The following is a 2569-nucleotide window of genomic DNA, read 5'->3' as shown; positions in this document are numbered from 1 at the left end:
AGACGCACTAGACTTAGGATCACTCGCTAGGTTTCGCATAGTTTTCGTAACCAAACGTTGACTTACGGTAGCTGAAACGAAGGTCTATCGCACGCATTTCGCGCATCGCAAAAACCGAATCTAAACGATGTACGCACCACGTATACACGTTCTTTTCGTTAGACGACGAATAAAACGAATACGGAGGTGCTTTTTGATATGTCTGGAAACCACCGAGGAAGACGCGCGAATACAATCGCAGCCGTAACGGCCGACTCCGTTACGAAGCAACCGGCAGAATCGCTAGACTTTGATATCGCGATCGCTTCGTTTATACGGCAGTGCCGCGTCAAAAATCTAACGGATGAGACTCTCAAGTATTACAGGAATGTTCTACGCTCGCTGAAAGATTTGATGTACGAACAGGGAATAACGCGGCCGATCGACGTACGTTCGGAGCATGTGGGCGAGTGTATATTGATGCGACAGGAGTCCGGGGTTGTGGATATAACTGTGAATACGTTTGTCCGGGGATGGCGTGCCTTCTTTAACCATGCGTACAACGAGGGGCACATCACAGAGAATGTGGGGGCAGGTATCAAGCTTATTAAAGCTGAGCGACGTGTTATCGAGACATTCACGAAAGATCAGCTACGGAGACTCCTGGACGCGCCAGAGAAGACAACATTTACAGGGTATCGGAACTATGTGGTGTTACTCACATTACTCGACACGATGATCCGCATATCGGAGTTAGAAGGGATTCGCCTGCGGAGTATCAATTGGCGCGATCGGACGATTACGGTAATGGGTAAGGGGCGTAAGGAACGGGTTGTGCCGTTTCAGAATACGCTCGAAAAACACCTGCAGGAGTACATAAATATCCGCGGGCCTCTCGATCATGACTTTCTCTTCGTCAACATTGATAATAATCCGCTCAAGAAGCGCTCGATACAGCAGACAATAGCCGGACTCGGCAAAGAGGCGGGCATACAAGGAGTCCGCTGTTCACCACATACGATAAGACACACAGGGGCAAAAATGTATATTATGCGTGGTGGAGATGTCTTCTCACTGCAAAAAATACTAGGCCACACAAGTCTGGACGTCGTTAAATTATACGTAAGCCTTTGGGGAACGGACGTCGCGGAGAAACACAGGCGGCACTCCCCATTGGAGGGGTTATTTGAATAGAGACGAGTGTCCATCGTGAACGTTCGTCTAGTAACTTACGGACTCATTTGCGCAATAATGCGTAGGTGGGTCCGTTTTTCTTTTAGTGACAACGTACTAGTCCAATGGTATTATTTAGGTAAACGTGAGATAACGGAGGGGATTCGGTTTGGAGAGCGATAAGTTCGAAGCACGATTTGAACGGAAGAAGACGCAGCCTAACGTTTATCCAATACTCGGATGGCTTTGCGTTGTCGTATCGCTGTTGTTCTTCCCGTTACTTATCGGAGCCGCTGGCGTTGTGTTCGGATACTTGACGAAAAAGTCCGGTAAGGACGTCCAAGGTGTCGCAATTATGGCGCTATCAGTTGCGTGCGGGGTGTTAGGTACGGTGATCGGGTTGTACGTATCATGGTCTGGATAAAGAAGGAGTTGGCGAAATGGCCTCGGAACAAGACGCGTTTTTCAGTACTAGATCATACATGGCCGAAATGTTTAATGATGCTCTTTATTACCTTCAAGAAGGTGAAACTTCGGATTATGAGTTTGCGCAATATAGATTTTATAGGTCTGCAATTATAAACTTTTGTGCCTCGGCTGAAGCAGCGATATCAAAAATAGTACATAAACATCTTAAACAGAATGAAAATTCCTTGAAGCCCGATGACCTTGTTTTGCTAAAGAATCTTAATGATTTTAATGAGATACCGCCAAAGAGTTTCAAGACAATTAGAAGTAAAATTAAAACGGTCGAACGATTACTAAAGCAGAAGTTCACGGAGAAAACTAAAACATCATATTTAGAGCTGACTGATGTGAGAAATAAAATTATCCATTATAGCACCTCCTATGCTTCCATTGTGTACGAGGATGGGAGTGTTAAAAGAATGGCGAATGGGGCTCCTGAAATTGTCGATGCTTTTATAACTGAATTATTCAGATTGTACGGATGTAATTCGGGGGAGGGGTTTCAATCAAAGCGCGCACCTAATTACTAAGCGCATTTTCACCGCAAATAAGCGCCTTAACTCCGCCTTGAATACCTACGCAAGGGTAGCGCCATAAACGCCTAATTTCACGTTAAAAGCCCGTGTCCTCAACGCAGAGGATTACGGGCTTTTTCGTCGTTTATGGGAGCCTCCGCCAGGGGGACGCACAATACGCGTATCCTTTCGGCCTTCGTGCGTTAAATGCACGGCGGTTGCGCACGCACTGCTTCGAGCGTATCGCACATAAGGCCGTAATCGTCCTCCGCTTTCTCTGCGCGTGCCTCCGCAAGTTCCCGTGCCTCACGTTCGGCCCTCAGCGCTGCTTTAACTTCGCGTAATTCACGCACGGTCATTTCATCGACGGTTTTGGTGGCGCCTGTTGACGGGATGGCGTGCGGTGACGATACGAAAGATGCGCGGTCGATGTC

3 protein-coding genes and 1 pseudogene are annotated in these 2569 nt (G+C 47.3%); 3 read left to right on the top strand and 1 reads right to left on the bottom strand.

Annotated elements, in window-relative coordinates:
• Window positions 1-198: 198 nt before the first annotated feature.
• From ACIFQM_RS25050 to ACIFQM_RS25040, 3 genes are all read left to right on the top strand, one after another.
• Entirely contained in the window at window positions 199-1173 is a 975-nt protein-coding gene (locus tag ACIFQM_RS25050) for a tyrosine-type recombinase/integrase (RefSeq protein WP_430066434.1), read from the top strand.
• A gap of 148 nt (window positions 1174-1321) precedes the next feature.
• Complete coding sequence (locus ACIFQM_RS25045; RefSeq protein WP_430066432.1) at window positions 1322-1576, top strand: hypothetical protein; 255 nt, start codon at window positions 1322-1324, stop codon at window positions 1574-1576.
• Between the two features lie 16 nt (window positions 1577-1592).
• Window positions 1593-2150 carry a hypothetical protein gene (locus ACIFQM_RS25040; protein ID WP_430066430.1) on the top strand — a complete coding sequence of 186 codons (558 nt, stop codon included), beginning with the start codon at window positions 1593-1595 and terminating at the stop codon, window positions 2148-2150.
• A gap of 188 nt (window positions 2151-2338) precedes the next feature.
• Here ACIFQM_RS25040 and ACIFQM_RS25035 read toward each other — a convergent pair.
• Window positions 2339-2569 (bottom strand): annotated as a pseudogene (locus ACIFQM_RS25035) (DUF3102 domain-containing protein); the annotation flags it as partial.

The organism is Paenibacillus sp. NRS-1782 (assembly GCF_050467685.1).
Lineage (GTDB): Bacteria > Bacillota > Bacilli > Paenibacillales > Paenibacillaceae > Paenibacillus > Paenibacillus terrae_A.
The sequence above is the reverse complement of the archived record's forward strand: the minus strand, read 5'-3'. Positions and strand labels throughout refer to the sequence as shown.